Here is a 21,070-nt window from a genome sequence, read left to right as displayed (position 1 = left end):
CCGTGGCGCCGGAAGGGCCCGCAGGACCAGCGGCGCCCGCCTCGCCCTTGGCACCTGTCTCGCCCTTGGAACCCGCCTCACCCTTGGCACCGGCCTCACCCTTCGGCCCCATATCACCCTTGGAACCCGCCTCACCCCTGGGACCTGCCTCGCCCGCCGGACCGGCAGGCCCAACCTGACCCGGCAGTCCGGCCAAGCCCTGCGGACCGGGCTCGCCCCTGAGGCCCGGGTCGCCCCTGGCGCCGGGCTGGCCCTCCGGCGCGCAGTTCGCGATCACGGCCTCGCGCTCGTCCTCGCCACTCTTCAGGGCGGCGATGCAGGTCCCCGGGCGGTAGGGCAGCCGGAAGACGAAGCGGCCGCGTGCGTCGGCCATCACCGAGATGTCCTCGTCTAGCACCACGGCGGCGCCGCCCCTGCGCACCGAGCCCGAGATGCGCAGGTCGCCGGCCTCGATGCGGGCGTCGTAGACCGTGATCGGCTGGGCCGGCACCAGCGGCCTGCGCGCCCGCGCCCGCGCAGGCGCGGCGGGCGCCTGCGCGCCGGGAGCCGGAGGCTGCTGAGCCTGCGCGGCCTCGGCGAGGCCGAGACCGGCAAGCAGCGTGGCGATGCGCGCGAGGTGCATGGGTGAGGCCCGACAATCCACGCCGCCGGATCGTGCGGCGGCGGGAGATTGGCTCCCGGCCGCCGCCAGGGTCAAGCTTGACCCGGAGCGCCGGCCGCAGGGCCGATCCCCACCCTCGACATCCGATTACAGGCCAAGCCGTTGCAGCCGAGCGCCGATTCGGTGAGAACGCCACGGCGTTCGAACCTCGCGCGGTCTCGGTCTCTCGGGTCGCGATGCCGAAGTCCGATGGGAACGGAGCCACCGCGTGACGCCCCGAACGCGGAGGCGCGACGGGCTCCGAGGCCGGAACGGCGCGTCGACGGTCAACCCGGTCCGGATCTGCAATCATGCGAGGGACGAACAGCATGCCCTTCGGCATCGCCGCTCCCGCCGGTCGACCCCCCGATGATGGCTTCGATCGACCCCGCGGCGTCCTCCGAGCTGTGGACGGCATCAATCCCTCGATACAGAGCCAGAACGGCACGGAACCCGACATTCGATCCCGAGGTGATGGATGAAGTCGGCGCGATCGAGCGCCGTCGTCGGAAGGCGGCGCGCCCCTGCCACCGAGATCCGGAGCGGTTCCACGTCGAGAAGGATGAGATTGCGCAGGAATCGCGGCAGTTGACACCGCTGGCATCGTACCGCGGAAATGCGCTTTCTTTCTCCTATCGCGTCGCGAACTTGATGCTGATCGCCGCCTTGGCGACGAGGCCGGGATTGGCGAGCGCGTTGAGGTACTGCGTGTAGCGCTTGTCGAAGGCGTTCTGGAGGATGAAGTCCGCCTTGATCCGGTCGTTGAACCGGTAGGACGCGAAGAAGTCCACCAGCCCGTAGGCCTTGGTGGCGAGGATCGTGGCGCCGGCGGGCAGGTCGGTGCGGGCCTCGACGAGGTTCAGCCGGGTGCCGACCGTGAGGCGGTCGTCGAGGAAGCGGAGACCCAGCGTCGTGCTGATCCGGTCCGGCGGCACGGTGAGCAGGGTCTGGCGGGTGGCCCGGTCCCGGCCCTCGGTATGGGTGGCGGCCAGCGACACGAAGCCGCCGCCCCAGTCGTAGGCGCCCTCCAGCTCGACGCCCGACAACTCGGCCTGGGCGATGTTGAGGTACTGGAACGACTGCACCGGGATCACGCAGGGGAAGCGCCCCGGAATGCGCGCGCAGATCGAGGCGGGAATGCCGGCGATCGCCGGGACGAAGTAGGTCGGCCCCACGGTCTGGATGTTGATGAAGTCGTCGATCTCGTTCTGGAAGACGTTGAGCTTGGCCCGGAACACGTCGCCCGGCGTCAGCACGTCGTTGTACTTCAGGTTGATGCCGCCCTCGACGGTGTGGGCCACCTCCGGCCGCAGCGTCGGGTTCGGCAGGATGCTGAAGGCCGGGAACGGGTGGATGCCCTGCACCAGGGTCTCGGTGATCGAGGGCGCGCGGTAGCCCTCGGCATAGGTGCCGTAGACCTCGATGCCCGTGAACGGCGAGACGCCAACCGTGATCTTGGGCGAGACCCGGTCGCCGCTCGAACGGTAGGCGCCGCCGGAGAGTTCGTAGGTGTCGTAGCGCAGCGCGCCGATCACCCGCAGCCAGCTCGCGTAGCGCACCTCGTCCTGGACGAAGGCGCCGGCGAGCGTCCGCCGGCCCGACGGCGTGAAGGCCGCGCCGAAGCCGCCGGCGTTGTCCGTCGTCCGGACGCGGTTCTCGACGTAGTCGCCGCCGACGGTGAGCGCGTGGGAAAGCGCCCCGGTGTCGAAGCGGGCGGTGTTGTGGACGTCGAACCCCGAGGTCTCGATGTCGTAGGTGATGCGATTCCCGGCCCGCGTGCCGAGCCGCCCGTAGAGGCCGCTCGCCGTGTCCGAGAGGAAGGTCAGGTCGTTGTGCGTGGTCGTCGTGTAGCCCTTGATGCTGAAATCGAGCAGCGGCACGTCCGGCCGCGCGAAGCGGTAGCCCAGCGTGTAGGTGTCGGCCTGCACGGCGTTGGCGAAGCGCGCGCCCGCGTTGCTGGTCCCGGCATTGGCGAACTCGAAGCGCTGGACCAGCGCCGTGCCGCTGATCTCGTGGCCGTCGGCGGGCCTCACGTTGACCTTGGCCAGCCCCGAGGTGAGTTCGTTGCCGGTGTCGCGCACGAGCGTGCCGAGGCCGTCGCGATAGGGATCGTTGCTGCGGTAGACGAACTGGCCGAACACGTCCGCCGCCGTGCCGATGCGCGCGCCGACAGCGGTCGAGTTCACGAACTTTTGGCCGTTGGTCCCGAAACCCTGCTTCTGCACGGCGCCCGCGGTCTCGTCGGGGGCCAGGATGTCGTCGATCGAGCGGGTGCGGAAGGCGGCCACGCCGCCGATGGCGCCCGAGCCGTAGATGGTCGCTGTCGGCCCGCGGGTGATGTCGACGCCGCCGACGAGTTCGGGATCGAGGTAGAACACGCCGTTGGCGCTGTGGCCCGAGGTCTGGAAGTCCTGGCGCGCGCCGTCGACCAGCACGTTGACCCGGCCGAAATCCTGCAGGCCGCGGATGTTGATCGCCTGGGCCGGGTCGTTCTGGTTCTCCTGCGTGGTCACCCCGGGGACGTCGCGCAGCACGTCCGAGAGCCGGCTCGGCTGGACCCGGTCGATCTGCTCGCGCGTGACGACGCTCGTTCCCGAGAGCGCGTCGACCGCGGCTCCGGCGGTCTTGGTCGAGGTGACCGAGATCGTGTCGAGGCTGACCTCGGCCTCGGGCTGGCGGCGCACCGGCGGCGGCCCGGCCTCCTGCGCCTCGGCGACGGTCAGGGCGAGCAGCGAGACGCCGAGTGCCAGCAGCGCACGAAGGGAAGAATGGGGCATGGAAGCATCCGCATGGACACAGCCGGCCGTGCCGGCTGGCCGGCGCAGTGCTGGCCGGCTGCCGATGTTGTGGGTGGACTTGGCCGGCCAAAGCAATCGGTGTTCGGATTTGTTAGATTGATGTTATTCCGATCTTCCTGCGCTGTGATTTGAAGTCTTTCCAGATCCAAACTACGAGGGATCAGGACTGTTGCGGTCCGGCAACATCCCGGCGCGGCAGGATGAAAGGCTGCCCGGCGCCGGGCACCTGTCCGACCGGCCAGGTCACGCCGAACACGTGTGCGATGAGGTCGTCCCGCATCACCGCGGCCGGGCGGCCGGCGGCAACGAGCCGGCCCTCGTCGAGCACCAGCAGCGTGTCGGCGTAGGCGCTGGCGAGGTTGAGGTCGTGCAGGATCGCCACCACGGCGACGCCCGCCCGCGCCAGCCCGGCCGCGGCGTCGAGGAGCGCGCCCTGGTGGCGCAGATCCAGGCTCGCGGTCGGCTCGTCGAGGAACAGCACCTGCCGCGTCGCGAGGGTGCGGCCGGCGGCCAACTGGCAGAGCACGCGGGCGAACTGCACCCGCGCCTGCTCGCCGCCTGACAGCGTCTGGTAGGTGCGGGCCGCCAGATGCGCCACGTCGGCCTGATCCAGGGCACGCGCCAGGATCGCGTCCCGGTCACGAGGGCCGAGGCCTCGGCCGATGCCGTCGAGGCCGATCCGGGCCACCTCCGCCGCGGCGAACGGGAAGGCGAGGCGCGCGCCTTGCGGCAGCACCGCCCGCAGCGCAGCGAGCCGCCAGGGCGGGATGCCCTCGACCGCCTCGCCCGCATAGGCGATGCTGCCCCTGCTCGGGCGCATCTCGCCGCACAGCAGGCGCAGCAGGGTCGACTTGCCGGCGCCGTTCGGGCCGACGATCACCTGCAGCGTGCCGGCCTCCACGTCGAGCGACACGTCCCGCACGAGATCGCGCCCGGCCACGGTGACGGTGAGGTCGCAAGCCGTGAGCAGGGGTGCGTCAGGCATCGGCCAGCCGCGCCCGACCGAGCAGAAGCCACAGGAAGACCGGCGCGCCGACCAGTGCCGTGACGATCCCGATCGGAAGTTCGGCGGGCGCTGCGACCATGCGGGCGGCGATGTCGGCGAGCACCAGGAGCACCCCGCCGAGCAGCGCGGAGGCCGGCAGCAGCAGGCGGTGCTCCGGGCCGATCACCAACCGGAGGGCATGCGGCACCACGAGGCCGACGAAGCCGATCACACCGGCCGCCGCCACGCTGGCGCCGACCGCGACGGCCACCAGCAGGATGCAGGTGCGCTTCAGGCGCTCGACCGGCACGCCGAGGTGGAAGGCCTCGGCCTCGCCGAGCACCAGGGCGTTGAGGCCGCGGCCCAGGAACGGCACGGCGGCCAGCACCGGCAGGATCAGCGGCGCGGAGGCCGCGACCTTGGCCCAGGTCGCGCCGCCGAGGCTGCCGAGCGACCAGAAGGTGAGGTCGCGCAGCTGCCGGTCGTCGCTGGCTGTGACCAGCAGGCCGGTCATCGCGCCGCTCAAGGCCCCCAGCGCGATGCCGGCGAGCAGCATCGTCGCCACCGAGGTGCGCCCGGAGCGGGTGGCGAGGCCGTAGAGGGCGAGCGTCGCGGTCAGGCCGCCGAGGAAGGCGCCGGCCGGCAGCACCGCGTAGGGCAGCGGGCCGGGGACTCCGAGATGGGCGATGAGCCGGTCGCCCAGCACGATGATGCAGGCGGCGGCCAGCCCCGCGCCGGCCGAGACCCCGACCAGCGCCGGGTCGGCGAGCGGATTGCGGAACAGCCCCTGCATCAGGGTGCCGGAGACGGCGAGACCGGCGCCGACCATCAGCCCGAGCAGGGTGCGCGGCAGGCGGATGTCGAGGATCACCAGGGCGTCGCGGGCGCGTGCCGGATCGGTCCCGCCGCGCATCAGCACCTCCAGCACACGCCCCGGCGGGATGCGGATCGTGCCCAGGCCGACCGAGAGGAGCGCCACGGCCAGCAGCAGGGTCGCGAGAGCCGCCAGGACCACGATCCCGGAGCGCCGCCGGTTCAAGCGCGGCCCCGGGACGCGGACCGATCAGCCACGCGGGAGGCCCGGATAGATCGCCCGCATCAGATCGGCGGCGGCCTGGGGGGTGCGCGGACCGAAGCCGAGGAGGTAGAGGCCGTCCATGGTCACGAGCGCACGCGTCGCCGCGGCGGGGGTATGGCCGAGGGCCGTGTCGGGCGCGAAGACGGCCTCGGGCCTTGCCGGTTCGGGGCCGTTCTGCATCATCACCACCGCATCGGGGGCGGCCGCCACGATGGCCTCGTCGGTGATCGGCTTGAAGCCCTCCAGGCTGGAGGCCGCGTTCACGACGCCGGCGAGGCTCAGCATCCCGTCCGCGGTCGTGTTGGCCCCGCCGACCAGGGTGCGGCCGCCCTGCAGCGAGAGGACGAGGATGGCCTTCGCAGGCTTCGCGATGCGGGCGCGCAAGGCGGCAAGGTCGGCAAAGTGCGACGCGACGGCCCGTGAGAGCGCGTCCGCTTCGGATTCCAGGCCGACCACGCGTCCGATCGCGGCGATCTTGTCGAGGACGCCGTCCGGGGTCGGCGGCTCCTTGACCATCACGACGCGCACACCCGCGTCGCGCACGAGGGCCAGCACGTCGGGGGGGCCGGCACCATCTGCGGCGATGACGAGATCGGGACCGATCGACAGCAGGCCTTCGGCCGAGAGCGCGCGCAGGTAGCCGACCTGCGTCTTCTCGCGCATCGCCTCGGCCGGGTACAGGCTGGTGGTGTCGACCGCCGCGATCCGGGGACCGGCTCCCAGTCGGTACAGGATCTCGGTGACCGCGCCGCCGAGCGACGCGATGCGGACGGCCTCGCCTGCCGCAGCGGCCGAGCGCGGCAGCAACATCCCTGCGGCGGCGGCTGCGAGGAGCAGGTGACGGCGGGACCAGGGTGTCGGAGGGTTCATTTTCGTGAGGATCAGCCCGCCGTTGGCGGTCACGCGCAGACGGCAGCGCTCGTCACCAGGGACGATCACCACCGCGCCGCGGTCCTGCATCAACGCCGCCGATCCGATCGCAGCGCTGGCCTCGCCCGCCTGATTGGCGGCCGGATGTCGCGTCTCCGCATTCGTGCCAGACGCGGTAACCGCGGATTTTGACATGAATAACTTCAAAATCTTTGTTGTTTGGAATCGATAAATTCTAAGCAACGGTTGCTGCATCTCCAGTCAGTACAGGAGTGCAATACATGAAACAAGACGACCGGCGCGGTCGCGTTTGCAGCAATGTGCTATGCCCCCGCGATCGCGACGTGGTCCGGCTGGAGCGTCCACCACCACGCATCGGGCTCACGGAAACCTTCGTAGGCCGGAACCATGGCGTGTTCGCGCTGGCAAGGGAACGGATTTGGCACGCCTGCGCGCCTCGTTGCGCGGGCAGAGTCATACCACGTCCGGTTGATCGGTTCTCCTTGCGGAAGTCGCGATGCGGAAGTCACGCTCTCCGTTGCGGCCCGGCCCGGACGCCTCGCCCGAGCCGTCCTTGGGGCGGAAGCTCTTCCTACTTGCCCAGGCCTCGATCAGCGTGCCGTCGACGGAGAGGTGGTCGCTCGACAGGAGCCGCTTGAGGAGCCGCTTGACCCGCCGCAACGCCGACAGGCCCGAGAGGAAGGCGCGGGCGACATCTGCCTCCAGAAGCCGGTCGCGGTTGTGCGTGAACACCGTCGGCTGCCAGATCGCGGCATCCATCTCCAACCTGACGAACCAGCGGAACAGCAGATTGTCGTCGATCGGCGCCATCAGCACCCGCTCGGAGCGCACCGAGAAGGCCTGCCGTCGCGCGGCAGCACCATCTCCGGCGGGAGTGAGGGGCGTCCCGTCTGGAAATGGAGCGTCTCGAAGCGCCCGTTCAGTCCAGCCGGAACCTCGTCCGCCAAGGCCCGGATCGGCCGCAGCGGATGATCGGCCGGCACCCGCTCCTCCAGCCGTACGTAGCTGAACAGGCTCCGCCTCGATCTCGGCGAGCGGCGTCGCGGCTCCGACGCGCACGACCCCCTCCGCCACTTCGATCCCGCGAAGTTTAGGACGTGCGGAGAGATCGACAAGCATCGCCGCCCCCGCCGCACCGTCCAGTCGAGCTGCAGCGCCATGGCGCCCGCCGCGAGACGTGCGCCCGGGCCGTGGCGGCGCAGCAGCGCGATCGCCTCGGCGGGATCGCAAGGGCGTACGACCTTCATGCCGAAGACGGCCCGCCCTCCCAGACCTCCGTCTGAAGCGCAGCCGCCTCCTCCGCGAGCAGAGGCCCGATCACCTCGATGTCGCGCTGGCCCGCCGCGAAGACGGCGCGGCAGGGCAGGTCGAGGGTCGGGTTCTCGGCGTGGCCGCCGGTCATCGCCTTCAGGTCGGCCTCGCCCTGACCGTAGACGACGCGGCCGATGCCGGCCCAGTAGATGGCGCCCGCGCACATCGCGCAGGGCTCGGCCGACGTGTAGAGCGTGCAGCCGGCCAGGAATGCCGGGGGATGCGCCTTCGAGGCCCGGGTGGCGAGCAGCCGCTCGGCATGGGCGGTCATGTCCTTGCCTTCCGCCGCGTAACCGTTGCCCTGCTCCATCATCACGACGCCGTCGGGACCGACGAGGATCGATCCGAACGGATGGTCGCCGCCCTCGCGGGCCCGGCGGGCGACGTCGAAGGCCATGCGCAGATAGGTCTCGTGGTTCGACGGCTGGGTCATCGGCGGGGCCTAGCGCTCGGATTTGGGAAGCGACCACGGCGCGACGCGCAACTGCAGCCAGCCGACGAAGCGGAACAGCAGGAGGCTGATGGCCACAAGGATGACGAGGCCGGCAAAGGCGGTCGGGATCCGGAAGTTCGATGTCGAGAAGGCGATGAAGAAGCCCAGGCCCTGCTCGGCCGCGACGAACTCGGCGACGACGGCGCCGACGATGGCGAGCGTCGTCGAGATCTTCAGCGCCGAAAACATGTGGGGCACGGCGAAGGGCAGCCGGATATGCAGGATCTCGCGGGCGCGGCCGGCGCGGAGGGAGCGCGACAGCTCGATCAGTTCCTCGGGCGTGGTCTGAAGACCGGTCACGGTCGAGACCAGGATGGGGAAGAACGTGATCAGGAAGGTGATGACGATGCGCGGCAGGTCGGAGGCGCCGAGCGTCACCACGATGATCGGCGCGACGGCGACGATCGGCGTCGACTGGATCACGACGAGAACCGGATAGAGCGTGCGACGCAAGAAGCGCGACGTCGCGATGCCGACCGCGAGCGGCACCGAGACGACGACGGCGAGGAGGTATCCGAGGACGGCGACCCGCAGCGTCGCGAAGACGTGCCCGGCCCAGGAATTCAGCGGCGTCGCGACCAGGGCCGCGGCGATGGCGCTCGGCGCGGGCAGCAGGAACGAAGGGATCGCGAAGAGCCGGCAAGTCCCTTCCCAGAGGGCGATCAGTCCGACGAAGGCGAGCGTCGGCGCGAGAGCGTCGAGCATCGCCATGCGACGCGCCGAGGCGGCCGGCACGACGGCCGTGCCGACCAGAACAGGTTCGGACAGGCTCTGCTCAGGCAGCGACGGGCCTGCTGAAGAGGCGTCCGCGGATGTGGCGTGCGAGGTCATGGAAGGCCGGTTCGGACAGGGTCGCCATGGAGCGTGGACGGGCCAGCGGCACGGGCAGGATCTCGCGCACACGGCCGGGCCGGCCGCTCATCACGACGACGCGATCGGCGAGCAAGAGCGCCTCCGGGATCGCGTGGGTGATGAACAGCACGGTCTTCGGCCGCTCGGTCCAGATCCGCAGCAATTCGAAGCTCATCTCGTCGCGCGACAGGGCGTCGAGCGCCGAGAACGGCTCGTCCATCAGCAGGATGTCGGGATCGTGCAGCAGGGCACGGGCGATGCCCACGCGCTGCTGCATGCCGCCCGACAGCTCGTCCGGGCGGCGGCCCGCAAAGTCGGCGAGGCCGACGAGGGCGAGAAGCTCGCGAGCCCGCGCGCGCTCGGCGTCCGTCACCCGCCCATGTTTGTGGCGCATCGGGAAGGTGACGTTGCCGAGCACGTCGAACCAGGGCAGCAGCGTCGGCTTCTGGAAGACGATGCCGATCTCGTCGCGCGGCTCCGTCACCGGACGACCGAAGATCTCGACCTGTCCCGCCGTCGGCTTTATGAGCCCGGCAATCAGGCGCAGCAGGGTGGACTTACCGCAGCCGGAGGGCCCGAGCACCGCGAGGAACTCGTGCCGCCCGATCTCGAAGCTCAACCCGTCGAGCGCGGCAACGGGCCGTCCGTCCGCTCCTTGAAAGCGCTGCCCGACATCCCGGAAGCGGACTGCCGGAGGCGTTCGGCTCACCGCTCGGCCTTGGTCGCGGGCAGGAAGTCGCCGGTCACGGCCTTGGCCGGGTCGAAGGACTCGATCGGAATGCCTTGGGATTCCGCGGTCCACCTCCAGGTCGTCCTGAGCAGGCCCGGCTCGAAGACGCCCATGCCGTCCTTCCTGGAGGTCTCGTTGACGATGAGCGGGATCGATACCCTCCATTCCTCCGCCGCACGTTCGGCCGCGACCTCCGGCACCGCGGCCTTGAGCGCCTTGGCGGCGGCCATCGGATCGGCATTGGCCATCTCGGTCGCCTTGGCATAGGCGACGAGGAACTTGCGTACCGCCTCGGGGCGCTTGGCCAGCATCTTGTCGGAGGCGAAGACCGAGAGGCCGTAGCCTTCGAAGCCGAGTTCGGACCACGGCAGCGCCTTGAACGACTTGCCGGCTTCCTTGAGCGGGCCCTCGAAGGCGGGCGCCACGGTCAGCCAGTTGATCGTCGCGGCGACCGTCCCGGCAGCGAGCATCGGGGCGAGCGCGCCGGGATCGACCTTCAGCACCCTGATGCCGTCGGCCGGCACACCGTTGGCCTTGAGCACCAGCGGCCATGCGACGTTCGAGGAGGAGAAGGTGGCGGTCGCGATGGTCTTGCCGACGAGGTCCTTCAGGCTCGACACGCCCGAGTCGGTCGTGGTGAAGATCGCATCCGGCTGCTTGGTGTAGATCGCCATCACGGCGGTGACCGGAACCGCGCTCTGGGCCTTGGCCTGGAGCAGCGCGGCGAGGCCGCCGGTTCCCATATCGGCAGCGCCCGTTCCGAGCTTCGTCACCACGTCGCTGGAGCCGCGGCCGGATTGCACGGTCACGTCGAGGCCCTGCTCCTTGAACAGCCCCTTCGCGACGCCGAGGTAGATCGCACCCTTGTCGCCGGCGGGCAGCCAATCGATCAGGAAGGTCAGGGGCTCCGCCGCGGCCGCGCCGGTCAGCGCGAGCGTCATGCCGAAGGCGGCGCCCCATCGGGTCAAAGGGCTCATGGGGTCACAGTCCTCAAGCGGCGGCGGAAGAATCGTGGTCCGGCGCGCCGGCGGCCGAGGCCGCAAGCGGCGTGCCAGGAGCGAGAAACGGAAGCAGCGCCGCAGCGAGGCGCCGGGGGGCCGAGAGCTGCGGCGCATGGCCGGTCGGCAACACGGCGCGCGCGGCGCCCGGCACCAGGGCGCACATCCGGCGCTGGAGCGCGGGGACGACCGCGCGGTCGTGACAGGCCTCGACATAGAGGCGCGGCACCCGGCCGAAGCGCGCAGGCGTGAGAGCGGCGCGCACGGCCCGTCCCCGCTCCGCCTGCGGCGTCAGGCGCGCGGCGGCGGCACGGGCGTCGGCCTCGTCGCAATCGTGAAAGAAGATCGCCCGCGCCGCCGGCCCCGGCACGCGGCTCGTCAGGCGATCGTCGGACCAGACGAGATGCGGGCCGATCCCTGCGGCATCCGGGTCCTGTTCCCTTCCCTGAGCGATCAGCTCCGCGAAGGTCATCCCATCCGGCAGCATCATCCCGGCGACGTAGGCGATCCGGGCGACCCGATCCGGCATGGCCTCGGCCGCCGCCGAGGCGACGACGCCGCCCCCGGAATGGGCGACGAGGCTCGCCGGGCGCCCGAGCCGCGCCAGCGCGTCGGCGATGCGGGCGACATAACGTTCAAGGGAGACCTCGGCCGCCGGGGTCCGGTCCTCGCCGCTGCCGGGCAGGTCGAGGGCGAGCGTTTCGAGCCCGGCCGCATCGAGCCGTGGGGTCAGGCGCTCCCAGACCCAGGCACCGGCCCAGGCGCCGTGGACCAGCACCACGGGATCGGGCCGCATGCTCAGGCTGCCGCGTAGGTGCGGCGATACATCTCCTGGAGGTGCCCCTCCACCGTCGTGGCCGGATACTGCGCCGTCTCGCCCGGGGCGAGGCAACCCGGAAGGCAGGAGACCACGTGGTCCGGGTTGCCGGAATAGAAGAACGGCACCGCGTAGCGCTCGCGGCCCGAGGCGTTCACGACACGGTGGACCGTCGAGCGGTAGCGGCCGTTGGTCCAGCGGGCGATCATGTCCCCGAGATTGACCACGAAGGCGCCCGGCACCGGATCGGCATGGAGCCAGCCGCCATCGGCCGCCTGGACCTGCAATCCGCCGACCCGATCCTGGAGGAGCAGCGTCAGGCCGCCGAAGTCGGTGTGGGCGCCCGCGCCCTTTTCGTTGGGCGCGGCATCGTTCGGCTGCGGCGGGTAGTGCAGCAGGCGCAGGATCGCCAGCGGATCGCGGCAGAAGCCGGCAAAGTGATCCTCCGGCAGGTCGAGCGAGAGCGCGATGCCGCGCATCAGCCGCTCGCCGAGATCGAGCATGGCCGCGAAGTAGGCCTGCATCGCCGGGCGGAAGCCGGGCAGGTCCGCCGGCCATTGGTTCGGGCCGCGGTTGAAGCGACGCGCCACCACGCGCGGATCGTCCGGCGGCAGTTCGAGGCCGATGTAGAAGCCCTCCTTGAGGTCGGGCGGGGCACCGGCCTCCAGCGTCTGGCCCCGCATCGGCTCGTAGCCGCGGTTGCAGAAGGAGTGCGCCTTGTCGACGGACGCCTTCACATCGGGAGACTGGGAGAAAAAGCGCTCGGTCTCCGCGAAGACCGCATCGATGAGTCCGCCCGGGATGCCGTGATCGGCGCAGTAGAAGAACCCGCTGGCGAGGCAGGCATCGCGCAGAGCGGCACCGACCGCTCGGCGGCGGGCGGGATCGGATGCCGACAGACCGGCGACGGCGATCACCGGCAACGACGCCCCGGACACACGGATCGCATGAAGGCTTGCGGACATCGGCTCGCTCTCCCGATCGAACAGGACCGACGATAGCGACAGGGCGATGATCCAAAAAGCAGAGATTGTCGCCTGAGGTGATGCCGAGGCGGCATCATCCTCCGGGATCTTCCGGTTCGCGGCGTGCGATCTCCTCGACGAGGATGCGCAGGACGAGATCGCGTATCGCCGGCAGGGCGCGACCCGATCGGACGTACACGCCGAGCTCGCTCCAAATCGGACCGCCGGCCTCGACCGGGACGTGGACGAGCCGGCCACCGGCAATCGATTGCTCCAGGCCGATCCGGGTCTGGAAGGCGAGGCCGACGCCGCGCTCGGCGAGCGCGCGCATCAACTCGGTCGAGGAGGAGCGAACGATCGGGCGCACATTCCGCGACAGGCGCGCCAAGGCCGGGGCGAGGATCTGGACGGTCGAGAGGTCGCCTTCGGGTAGGATCACCGGATGGTCGAAGCAGGCTGCGAGGCTGACCCGCTCGCACCCGGCGAGCGGGTGGTCGGGAGCCATGATGGCGCCGAGCTTGAACCGTGCATGCGCGATCCGGCGCAGTTTCCGTCCGATGCACCACGAGGACGTGGCGGGCGAGGGCCTCACCGGCCGAGGTGAGCTTGATGCCGCTTGCAAACCGTTCGAACAGCGGCACACCCTCATCCGCCTGCTGACGAAGAGGGCCGGACCGTGCGTCATGATCTCGCCCTCCGCGACGCGATCTGGAGGCCGCTCGCTTGGTGAGCCGGGCGGCACGCCGCCAAGGGGCCATACGGCTGTCAAGCCAAGTTGACACCCGCAGGGGGGCTTCGTATTCTCTCCGGAAGGCAGTTGGATGCGGACAGAGCTTGGAAGCATAAACGGACCCGAAAAACGCACTCAAGTCAGGTATTTTGAAATTGCGAAGGTAAATTTCGACAACTCATATTATAGTCTAAGACTGCCTTCGTTCGATTGACATTGAAAATTAATTATAATTCTGTCAGAAATAGTAATTTCTGATAAAAAACGAATATGACAATAAAAAATCAGGAAAATACAAAAAATAAACATTAAATCAAGTTGAGGAAGAGTTGGTGACTGCGCTTCCTGTCGATCGACCGGCCGACATGCAGCCCGCTATCCAGATGCCAGCTTTCGCGGACGCCGAGCCCCGCGATCTCTGTACGGATTGTGGGATTTCGCGTTCGTCGGATCCCAAGCGGTGCGGCCGGGCCTGCCAATTCATCAGGCCCGACTATCCCGCGCTGGAGGCTCAGGTGCACGGCAGGGCGCGGGACGCGGCACGTCCCGACGAAAGCTACTTCGGGCCGTTCCGGAGGATGCTCCGGGCCAGCCTGATCCGGCCCCTCGCGGGCGCGCAGTGGAGCGGGATCGCGACGCGCCTCGCCGAACGGCTTCTGGAGACCGGAGCGGTCGAGGCCGTCCTGACGATGGCGCCGGATCCCGCCGACCGCTGGCGGCCGGTGCCCGTCCTGGTGACGCGGCCGGAGGGGATGGCGGCCTGCCGCGGCATGCGGATGGGCTACGCGCCGCTGCTCGCGCTGCTGGAGCCGGCGCGCGCGCGGGGCTACCGGCGGCTCGCGGTCATCGGCATACCCTGCCAAGTCTACGCGCTGCGGGCCCTCGAAGCGGAACTCGGGCTCGAGCGGCTCTACGTGATCGGCACGCCGTGCTCGGACAACACGACGACCGAGCGCTTCCACGAATTCCTGGCCCTGCTCGCCGACGATCCCGAGACCATCGTCTACCTCGAGTTCCGCGCCGACTATCACGTCGAGCTGCGCTTCGCGGACGGGCGGGTGAAGGCGATCCCGTTCCTGCAACTGCCGATCTCGCGATTGCCGCCGGATTTCTTTCCGCTGACCTGCCGGACCTGCGTCGACTACACCAACGCCCTTTCGGACATCACGGTCGGCTACATGGCCGGCGCCGGGGAGCAGTGGCTCATCGTCCGCAACGCCCGCGGCGAGGAACTGCTCGACCTCCTGGGCTCCGAGGTTTGCACCGCAGCGCCCGGCAGCGCCGGCAAGCGTCAGGGTCCGGTGAAGGGGTTTCTCGCCAACGTCGCGCGCGCGGCAGGGGGCCTCCCCTTGCGCCGCATGCCGGACTGGGTGCGCCCGATCGTCGGCTGGCTGATGCCGCGGTTCGGGCCGCGCGGGCTCGAATTCGCCCGCGCCCGCCTCGAGATGAAGGCCGTCGAGACGGTGCTCCACCTGCGCCGCGAGCGTCCGCGCCGCCTGCGCACGATGGTGCCGCCCCATGTCTGGGCGCTCGTCGCACCCTATGGCTTGCATCCGGCCGCCGACGAACGGCCGCGAGGCGACGCACCGGCCACCGCCCGCCGGCTCAGGCTGCCGTGAGGCTGTCCCATCGGCAGAGGGCTTTTCGCGCGGCGGTGGCGGCCCTGGCGCTCGGGGCGATCGCGGCAGCGCTCCGGCACCTGCGCGCAGAGACGGACGGGCTCGCGATCGAGGCGCTCTCGATCGACGGGACCCCGGCGACGGTCTTCCGCAGGGAGGCCGGGCCGGCCGGCCCCGTCGTCGTGATCGCCCACGGCTTTGCCGGATCGCAGCAGCTGATGCTGCCCTTCGCCACCACCCTGGCGCATGCCGGCTACGTCGCCGTGACCTTCGACTTTCCCGGCCACGGCCGGAACCCGGCGCCGCTGACCGGCAGCATCACCCGGGAGGACGGCGCCACGCGGACCCTCGTCGAGGCGACCAAGACGGTCGCCGGACAGGTCCGCATTCTCGGGGATGGGCGCCTCGCGGTGCTCGGCCACTCGATGGCTTCGGATATCGTCGTCCGCGTCGCGCAGGAGATGCCGGGCGTGGCCGCCACCGTCGCGGTCTCGATGTTCTCGCCGGCCGTGACGCGGGAGAGCCCGCCCGACCTGCTCGTCATCGTCGGCGGCTGGGAAGGTGCCCTGCGTCGCGAGGCCCTGCGGGCGGTGGGGCTCGCCTCGGCGCCCGAGCCTCCGCGCGAGAACGTCACCTACGGCGATCCCGCCGCCGGCACGGCGCGCTGGGCCGCGGTCTCGGAGGGCGTCGAGCATGTCGGCGTGCTCTACGCCCGCGCCGGTCTGGAGGAGGCCGTCGCTTGGCTCGACGGGGCCTTCGGGCGGTCGCCTCCCGCGCGGGGGCCGCTCGATCGGCGCGGCCCGTGGATCCTCGTGCTGCTCGCGGGCGTCGTGATGCTGGCTTGGCCGGCCTCGCATCTCCTGCCGGTGGTCAGCCGGATCCCCCTCGGCGCGGACCTCGGCTGGCGGCGCCTGTGGCCGGCGCTCGTTGTCCCCGCCGTCGCCACGCCGCTCGTCCTGTGCGTGCTGCCGACCCACGTCCTGCCGGTGCTGGTCGCGGATTACCTGGCGGCTCATTTCGCGGTTTACGGCCTGCTCACCGCCGCCTGCCTCCGGTGGCTGCGGCGTCGCTCGGCCCACGCGCGGGACATCACGCCGCCGCTCGCGGTCGCGGCGCTGGTGGCCGCGGCTCTGGCCGTCACGCTCTACGGGTTCGTCGGCCTCGCCCTACCGATCGACGCCTACGTGACCTCGTTCGTGCCGGGGCCGAACCGGGTCGTCCTCGTCCTGGCGATGCTCGTCGGCACGCTCGCCTTCTTCCTCGCCGACGCGTGGCTGACCCGCGGGCCGAGCGCCGGGCGGGGCGCCTACGCCGCCTCGAAACTGGCTTTCCTGGTGTCGCTGGGGCTCGCCGTCGGGCTCGATTTCGGGCGCCTGTTCTTCCTCGTGATCATCGTGCCGGTGATCGTGCTGTTCTTCCTCGTCTACGGATTGATCGGCACCTGGGCCTACCGGCGCACCGGCCATCCCTGGGTGGCCGGGATCGCCGACGCGATCGCCTTCGCCTGGGCGATCGGCGTCACGTTCCCGCTGCTGGCCGGGTGATCGGGACCGCGACAGGGCCGATCGATCCACGCGCGCGGCATCGGGCCCGCTGCCGGCGCATCCTGGACAACAGAGCATGATCGCGAAGACCCGGACCACGCCCGCCCCCTCGGCCGTGCTGGAACTGCTCAAGCCGGTGACGTGGTTCCCGCCGATGTGGGCCTTCGGCTGCGGCGTCGTGGCGTCGGGGGTGCCGCTCGCCGGCCGCTGGGGGCTTGCGCTGGCCGGCATCGTGCTCGCCGGCCCCCTGGTCTGCGCCACGAGCCAGGCCGCGAACGACTGGTACGACCGCGAGGTCGACGCCATCAACGAGCCGGACCGGCCGATCCCCTCGGGGCGCATCCCCGGCACCTGGGGGTTCCGGATCGCCCTGGCGTGGACGGCGCTGTCCCTCGCGGTGGCGCTCGCCCTGGGGCGCTGGGTCTTCGCCGCGGGACTCGTCGGGCTGGCGCTGGCCTGGGCCTACAGCGCGCCGCCGCTGAGGCTGAAGCGCAACGGCTGGTGGGGCAACCTCGCCTGCGGCCTCTGCTACGAGGGCCTCGCCTGGGTGACCGGGGCGGCGGTGATGATCGGGGGCGCCCTGCCGCCGGCCCCGACCCTGATCCTCGCGCTCCTGTACAGCCTCGGCGCCCACGGCATCATGACGCTCAACGACTTCAAGTCGGTCCCGGGCGACCTCCGGATGGGTATCCGCTCGCTCCCGGCGATGCTCGGGGCCGCGCGTGCGGCGCGCGTCGCCTGCTGGGTGATGGCGCTGCCGCAGGTCGTCGCGATCGGGCTGCTCCTGCATTGGGGCGGGGCGATCGAGGCCGCGGTCGTCGTCGTCCTGCTCGCCGGACAACTCCTGATGATGCAGCGCTTCCTCGCCGCCCCGACCGAGCGTGCGATCTGGTACAGCGGCTTCGGGGTGCCGCTCTACGTGTTCGGCATGCTGGCGAGTGCCATCGCGGTGCGGGGGCTGATCGGATGATGGCGGCGGGATACCTGAGTCTGGCCGTGGTTCTCGCGGTGACGCTCAACCATGCCAATCGCTGGCTGCGCGCGGCCGGAACCGCCGTCGTCGCCCTCGGCTTGGCGATGATCGTCCTCTCGATTTTGCTGGCCGACTTCGACGGGACCTTCGCGGCCCGGACGGACGCGGCGGCGCCGCTCGACCGTATCAAACCCTTCGTCCTCAACGCGCAGGCCCTCGTCGCGGGGGCGGCGGTGCCGTTCCTCCTGTGGGCGGCGTGGAAGCAGATGCGGCGCACGGCGTCCGCGCCGCCCCTGCGGAACGGGGCGGCCCGGTTCGGGCTGCTGTCGCGCTACGCCCACTGGATCACGGCGACGCTGATGCTCTGCAGCCTGCCGATGGGTCTGTTCCTGTCGGTCCTGCCGGGGGGCTCACCGGAGCGCGCCGACTTCCTCGCCGCGCATCAATCGATGGGCCTGACCCTCGTCATCGTCGTCGTCCTCAGGATCGCCGTGCTGCTGACGACGCCCGCCCCCGGATTGCCGCAGGCGCTCCAACCCTGGGAGCGCCGGGTCGCCCGGACGCTTCACGGACTCCTGTACGGTCTGATCGTCGCCTTCCCCGTGAGCGGGTTGCTGATGTCCGCCTATCAGGGCGAGGATGTCTGGTTCTACGGCTGGCATCTTCCGCAGGTCGTCACGCCGGACGTGAATCGGGTTGCGACCTGGGCCGCGATGCATGGATGGCTGCTTCCGGCCCTCTTCTATGCGGCTATCCTGGCCCACGTCGGCGCCGTGATCAAACGTCACTTCGCGGACGAACGCTTCCAAGACGTTCGACGAATGATCACGTGACGAACTGCGCAGCCCGCTATAATGCGCCAAACGACCGCAGGCATAAAAACTAGGTGCATTAACAATTTACATCTGGGTGTATTACCGAAAAAAATTGAATTATCTAGACGAATCGCACCAATAGCGACACCTGCTTCGGGCTATTGGTGACCCGAAAGCTGCCGTCTTGTTTTCGGTCAGTTCCGGTCGTTGTTGGTCCGATGATCAACGTTTGATTCTGGAGGGACATCCGACATTGCCGAATCGGATTAACGAAGGTCTCCTTGCTGGCATCGAGCCAATGTCTGCTGTTGGCGCACAGCGGCGCCAACGCGGGCCCTCACAACCAGACCCGTGTTTGCGCCTCGGAACTGTTCCTACCAAGCGAAGTTGCATCCTCACACGCCGATGGACGCGGTGAGGCTTATCGTGCGCGACCGCAAAAGACAGTCACGCCGCCTCATGCTGCAATCTGGGGGCGCCGTCGTCACGAGCACGCTGCTCGGGATGGAAGGAGCCGTGGGCGCGGAGACGGGTCCCGGCGTGCCGGCCGATACCCCGACGGGCCGTCGACCGACCACCCTCGATCCGGACTACTTCAAGGGCATGTACGCCACCGAAGCCGACCCCTGGCGCTTCGCCACGAGCGCCTACGAGCGTGACAAGTACGCGGCCACGCTCGCGGCACTGCCGCGGTCCCACTACGTGTCCGGTCTGGATGTGGGTTGCTCGATCGGTGTGTTCACCCACCAACTGTGCCCCCGCTGCGACGCGCTGATCGGGCTCGACGTGGTGCCGTCCGTGCTGGACGCCGCACGTGCGCGGTGCGCCGATTGCCCGAACGTGAGCTTCAAGCTCGCCGCCGTTCCCGGCGATTGGCCGGACGGGCGGTTCGACCTGATCGTGATCTCGGAGGTGGCCTACTATCTCGACCGCGCCGATCTCGCGCGCCTCGTCGCGCGCGTCGAGGGCGCGTTGCTGCCCGACGCAGACATCGTGCTGGTTCACTGGCTCGGCATCACCCACTACCCGCTCTCCGGCGACGATGCCGCCGAAGGCTTCATCGCAGGCGCGCGTGGGTTTGCACGGGTCCTGACGCAGTCGCGAACCGCCGAGTATCGTCTCGATGTGTTGCGAGCCATCAAGTCCGATGCGCGCTCTGTCCGGTGATCGCATTCGGTGCTCGGCGGGCGCCACGATCGATTCTGGTGGAGCATTCGATCCCGCGATGCGAGGCCTATTGGGGCTTGATCGTACGGTGTAGCCATTGCTTGAAGTGGCTCGCGAGGCGGATAAGCCGTCTTATCGCGGAAGTGCCTTCCTAGCTTTGCTTCGCGCCTGCGCTGTCGCGACGCCGTACAGCAGGAGGCCGACCAGCATCAGGAGGAAGCCTGCGAGCGACTGAAGCGGCCGGACGGCGACGAGGTGGACCAGCATGAACAGGGTGACGGACAGGAAGATCAGCGGCGTGACGGGATAGCCCCAGGTCCGGCAGGGCCGCGGCAGATCCGGCCGGGTGATCCGCAGCCTGATCAGGCCGAGAACCGTCAGGAACGAGCAGAAGGTGAGGCTGAACTGGATGAAGTCGAGCACCGCTTCGAAGCTCTGCGTGAGGAGCAGGAGGCTCGCGACGACGCACTGGAGGAGGATTGCGGCCACGGGTACGCCGGTGCGGGAGCGGTGCGCGAACAGGCGCAGGAGCGGCACGTCCTCGCCCATCGCCACCGTGACGCTTGGACCGATCCACATCATCGCGCCGATGGTCGGGATCAGGCCGGCGCAGATCAGGACGCCGACGAGACGGCCACCCTCCTCGCCGAAGACGTGCCGGCCACTGATCAGGGCGACATCGATCTGCCCGGCGAGTTCCGCGAGCGGCGTGGTGTAGAGGAACACCGCGTTCAGCACGACGTAGAGCACGAGCACGAGGCCCGTCCCGACGAACAGCGCCCGCGGCAGGCTGTAGCGCGGATCGGCCAGATCACCGACGATGTAGGTCGCGGCGTTCCAGCCCGAGTAGGCGTACATCACGAACACGAGGCTCACCGCGAAGCCGGCGCTGAAGATCTGCGCCGGGTCGAACGCGCTTGGGGCGAAACTGATCGGCTGGCCGCCGCCCCTGGCAAAGCCCGCAACGATGAAGGCCGCGATCAGCGCGAGCTTCAGCAGCGTGAAGCCGACCTGGATCGTGTTGCCATGGCGCCCCCCGCGCAGGCGGATGGCTGAGAGGGCCCAGAGGACCGCGAGGCCGAGCGGAAGCGGCGGCACCCCCGGCAGGATCGCCTTGGCATATTGCCCGAACGCCATCGCCGCGAGCGCCACCGGCGCACTGAACCCGACCGTGGCCGAGAGCCAGCCCGCCATGAAGCCGACCGCCGGACCGTATGCGCGCGTGAGGAAATTGTACTCGCCGCTGGAACGGGGAAACATCGCAGCCAACTCGGCGTAGCTGAACGCCCCGCAAAGCGCGACGATTCCGCCGACGAACCACAGCAGCAGCAGCGTGAAACCGGACGAGATGTCCGTCACCTGGAACCCGAGACTGGTGAAGACTCCGACGCCGACCATGTCGGCCACCACGAGGGCCGTCGCCGCCAGGGTCGAGACTGCCGGCGAGGTTCTGGCGGTTGAATTGCCGGTCATGACTTTTGTCCGCCATGGCCTCTGAAAAGCCACAGCGACTTATCTTATGCGGACGCTCATCTGCAATACCTATCCCATTGCGAGAAATTCTTAATATGGCGCGTGGTTGGTCGAACACTACCATCCCGCCTGCTACCATCGCGACGACGATGACGACTTGGCCGACGCTGATCGCCGCGGTCACCGACCTG

The 21,070-nt window shown here is 69.7% G+C and carries 18 protein-coding genes and 1 pseudogene; 5 read left to right on the top strand and 14 right to left on the bottom strand.

The window, feature by feature from the left end; all coding sequences use genetic code 11:
- The 13 genes and pseudogenes from ACFE8Y_RS09015 to ACFE8Y_RS08955 form a co-directional block, all read right to left on the bottom strand.
- On the bottom strand, nucleotides 1-622 hold a 622-nt coding region (locus tag ACFE8Y_RS09015; protein ID WP_375464055.1), incomplete at its 3' end, for a collagen-like protein.
- Nucleotides 623-1,272: 650 nt separating this feature from the next.
- Entirely contained in the window at nucleotides 1,273-3,417 is a 2,145-nt protein-coding gene (locus ACFE8Y_RS09010; protein WP_375464047.1) for a TonB-dependent hemoglobin/transferrin/lactoferrin family receptor, read from the bottom strand.
- Between the two features lie 181 nt (nucleotides 3,418-3,598).
- On the bottom strand, nucleotides 3,599-4,423 hold the full coding sequence (locus ACFE8Y_RS09005; protein WP_375464046.1) for a heme ABC transporter ATP-binding protein: 825 nt from the start codon (nucleotides 4,421-4,423) through the stop codon (nucleotides 3,599-3,601).
- Nucleotides 4,416-5,462, bottom strand: coding sequence for a FecCD family ABC transporter permease (locus tag ACFE8Y_RS09000; protein ID WP_375464045.1), 1,047 nt, complete (start codon nucleotides 5,460-5,462; stop codon nucleotides 4,416-4,418). The genes ACFE8Y_RS09005 and ACFE8Y_RS09000 overlap by 8 nt, the downstream gene beginning before the upstream one ends.
- 24 nt (nucleotides 5,463-5,486) lie before the next feature.
- Nucleotides 5,487-6,626, bottom strand: coding sequence for a hemin uptake protein HemP (hemP, locus tag ACFE8Y_RS08995; RefSeq protein WP_375464044.1), 1,140 nt, complete (start codon nucleotides 6,624-6,626; stop codon nucleotides 5,487-5,489).
- Nucleotides 6,627-6,863: 237 nt separating this feature from the next.
- A pseudogene (locus ACFE8Y_RS08990) lies at nucleotides 6,864-7,405 on the bottom strand (transposase); the annotation flags it as partial.
- Nucleotides 7,406-7,635: 230 nt separating this feature from the next.
- Nucleotides 7,636-8,136 (bottom strand): nucleoside deaminase, encoded by a 501-nt coding sequence (locus ACFE8Y_RS08985; RefSeq protein ID WP_375464043.1) that lies wholly within the window; start codon nucleotides 8,134-8,136, stop codon nucleotides 7,636-7,638.
- 9 nt (nucleotides 8,137-8,145) lie between these two features.
- The gene (locus ACFE8Y_RS08980) at nucleotides 8,146-8,907 is read right to left on the bottom strand and encodes an ABC transporter permease (RefSeq protein ID WP_375464042.1); all 762 of its coding nucleotides are present in this window, start codon (nucleotides 8,905-8,907) and stop codon (nucleotides 8,146-8,148) included.
- Nucleotides 8,908-8,971: 64 nt separating this feature from the next.
- On the bottom strand, nucleotides 8,972-9,757 hold the full coding sequence (locus ACFE8Y_RS08975; protein WP_375464041.1) for an ABC transporter ATP-binding protein: 786 nt from the start codon (nucleotides 9,755-9,757) through the stop codon (nucleotides 8,972-8,974).
- Entirely contained in the window at nucleotides 9,754-10,755 is a 1,002-nt protein-coding gene (locus tag ACFE8Y_RS08970) for an ABC transporter substrate-binding protein (protein ID WP_375464040.1), read from the bottom strand. Before ACFE8Y_RS08970 ends, ACFE8Y_RS08975 begins: the two co-directional genes overlap by 4 nt.
- 13 nt (nucleotides 10,756-10,768) lie before the next feature.
- Complete coding sequence (locus ACFE8Y_RS08965; RefSeq protein ID WP_375464039.1) at nucleotides 10,769-11,572, bottom strand: alpha/beta fold hydrolase; 804 nt, start codon at nucleotides 11,570-11,572, stop codon at nucleotides 10,769-10,771.
- Nucleotides 11,573-11,574: 2 nt separating this feature from the next.
- Nucleotides 11,575-12,558: an isopenicillin N synthase family dioxygenase gene (locus ACFE8Y_RS08960; protein ID WP_375464038.1), complete on the bottom strand. Its 984-nt coding sequence runs from the start codon at nucleotides 12,556-12,558 to the stop codon at nucleotides 11,575-11,577.
- Nucleotides 12,559-12,652: 94 nt separating this feature from the next.
- Complete coding sequence (locus ACFE8Y_RS08955) at nucleotides 12,653-13,207, bottom strand: LysR substrate-binding domain-containing protein (RefSeq protein WP_375464054.1); 555 nt, start codon at nucleotides 13,205-13,207, stop codon at nucleotides 12,653-12,655.
- A 446-nt stretch (nucleotides 13,208-13,653) separates the two neighbouring features.
- Here ACFE8Y_RS08955 and ACFE8Y_RS08950 point away from each other — a divergent pair, with 446 nt between their 5' ends.
- The 5 genes from ACFE8Y_RS08950 (at nucleotide 13,654) to ACFE8Y_RS08930 (ending at nucleotide 19,406) form a co-directional block, all read left to right on the top strand.
- Entirely contained in the window at nucleotides 13,654-14,907 is a 1,254-nt protein-coding gene (locus ACFE8Y_RS08950; protein ID WP_375464053.1) for a Coenzyme F420 hydrogenase/dehydrogenase, beta subunit C-terminal domain, read from the top strand.
- Nucleotides 14,904-16,451 (top strand): alpha/beta hydrolase, encoded by a 1,548-nt coding sequence (locus ACFE8Y_RS08945; RefSeq protein ID WP_375464037.1) that lies wholly within the window; start codon nucleotides 14,904-14,906, stop codon nucleotides 16,449-16,451. Before ACFE8Y_RS08950 ends, ACFE8Y_RS08945 begins: the two co-directional genes overlap by 4 nt.
- A 76-nt stretch (nucleotides 16,452-16,527) precedes the next feature.
- The gene (gene chlG / locus ACFE8Y_RS08940; protein WP_375464036.1) at nucleotides 16,528-17,421 is read left to right on the top strand and encodes a chlorophyll synthase ChlG; all 894 of its coding nucleotides are present in this window, start codon (nucleotides 16,528-16,530) and stop codon (nucleotides 17,419-17,421) included.
- On the top strand, nucleotides 17,418-18,257 hold the full coding sequence (locus ACFE8Y_RS08935; protein ID WP_375464035.1) for a cytochrome b: 840 nt from the start codon (nucleotides 17,418-17,420) through the stop codon (nucleotides 18,255-18,257). The genes chlG and ACFE8Y_RS08935 overlap by 4 nt, the downstream gene beginning before the upstream one ends.
- A gap of 486 nt (nucleotides 18,258-18,743) precedes the next feature.
- Entirely contained in the window at nucleotides 18,744-19,406 is a 663-nt protein-coding gene (locus ACFE8Y_RS08930) for an SAM-dependent methyltransferase (RefSeq protein WP_375464052.1), read from the top strand.
- Between the two features lie 132 nt (nucleotides 19,407-19,538).
- Here the strand turns inward: ACFE8Y_RS08930 and ACFE8Y_RS08925 are convergent, their stop codons facing one another.
- Complete coding sequence (locus ACFE8Y_RS08925) at nucleotides 19,539-20,879, bottom strand: APC family permease (RefSeq protein WP_375464034.1); 1,341 nt, start codon at nucleotides 20,877-20,879, stop codon at nucleotides 19,539-19,541.
- Nucleotides 20,880-21,070 lie beyond the last annotated feature (191 nt).

It is taken from the genome of uncultured Methylobacterium sp. (assembly GCF_964242245.1).
GTDB lineage: Bacteria > Pseudomonadota > Alphaproteobacteria > Rhizobiales > Beijerinckiaceae > Methylobacterium.
Note: the sequence above shows the minus strand (reverse complement) of the source record. Positions and strands in the feature narration are given on the sequence as shown.

Coding starts and splice junctions, on each gene's coding strand:
- ACFE8Y_RS08955 (WP_375464054.1), bottom strand. CDS start 13,207: ATGAGGGTGTGCCGCTGTTCGAACGGTTTGCAAGCGGCATCAAGCTCA.
- ACFE8Y_RS09010 (WP_375464047.1), bottom strand. CDS start 3,417: ATGCCCCATTCTTCCCTTCGTGCGCTGCTGGCACTCGGCGTCTCGCTG.
- ACFE8Y_RS08930 (WP_375464052.1), top strand. CDS start 18,744: ATGGAAGGAGCCGTGGGCGCGGAGACGGGTCCCGGCGTGCCGGCCGAT.
- ACFE8Y_RS08980 (WP_375464042.1), bottom strand. CDS start 8,907: ATGGCGATGCTCGACGCTCTCGCGCCGACGCTCGCCTTCGTCGGACTG.
- hemP (WP_375464044.1), bottom strand. CDS start 6,626: ATGCAGCAACCGTTGCTTAGAATTTATCGATTCCAAACAACAAAGATT.
- ACFE8Y_RS08985 (WP_375464043.1), bottom strand. CDS start 8,136: ATGACCCAGCCGTCGAACCACGAGACCTATCTGCGCATGGCCTTCGAC.
- ACFE8Y_RS08950 (WP_375464053.1), top strand. CDS start 13,654: ATGCAGCCCGCTATCCAGATGCCAGCTTTCGCGGACGCCGAGCCCCGC.
- ACFE8Y_RS08925 (WP_375464034.1), bottom strand. CDS start 20,879: ATGACCGGCAATTCAACCGCCAGAACCTCGCCGGCAGTCTCGACCCTG.
- ACFE8Y_RS08970 (WP_375464040.1), bottom strand. CDS start 10,755: ATGAGCCCTTTGACCCGATGGGGCGCCGCCTTCGGCATGACGCTCGCG.
- ACFE8Y_RS08935 (WP_375464035.1), top strand. CDS start 17,418: ATGATGGCGGCGGGATACCTGAGTCTGGCCGTGGTTCTCGCGGTGACG.
- ACFE8Y_RS08960 (WP_375464038.1), bottom strand. CDS start 12,558: ATGTCCGCAAGCCTTCATGCGATCCGTGTGTCCGGGGCGTCGTTGCCG.
- ACFE8Y_RS09005 (WP_375464046.1), bottom strand. CDS start 4,423: ATGCCTGACGCACCCCTGCTCACGGCTTGCGACCTCACCGTCACCGTG.
- chlG (WP_375464036.1), top strand. CDS start 16,528: ATGATCGCGAAGACCCGGACCACGCCCGCCCCCTCGGCCGTGCTGGAA.
- ACFE8Y_RS08965 (WP_375464039.1), bottom strand. CDS start 11,572: ATGCGGCCCGATCCCGTGGTGCTGGTCCACGGCGCCTGGGCCGGTGCC.